The organism is Limimaricola sp. G21655-S1 (assembly GCF_027213785.1).
Lineage (GTDB): Bacteria > Pseudomonadota > Alphaproteobacteria > Rhodobacterales > Rhodobacteraceae > Limimaricola.
The window spans coordinates 1-229 of the sequence record NZ_JAPWGO010000569.1 but is presented as its reverse complement, the minus strand read 5'-3'; the positions used below and the strand labels follow the sequence as shown (position 1 = coordinate 229).

Here is a 229-nt window from a genome sequence, read left to right as displayed (position 1 = left end):
ACGTCCAGCTGTTTGACTTTTCGCTGCATCGATTAGATTGGTTTGCTGCTGGAAAGTGTCAATCTTATGTTGTGCCAACAGCTTCTCGGTGCCGGTTTCAACGGCGTCTAACTCTGTGGGCAATGGCGCTGTCGCTGCCGCAGCAAGTGCTTGCCGGTTTGCTTCAGGATAAGCGTTGTTGGCCTGCAGATTTGCTTCGCGCGTTGCCTGAGCAAAAGTCATGCGGGGT

The 229-nt window shown here is 53.3% G+C and carries 1 protein-coding gene; it reads right to left on the bottom strand.

Features of this window, described 5'->3' with window-relative positions; all coding sequences use genetic code 11:
• On the bottom strand, nt 1–229 hold a 229-nt coding region (locus tag O4G76_RS21845), incomplete at both ends, for a hypothetical protein (protein ID WP_269399161.1).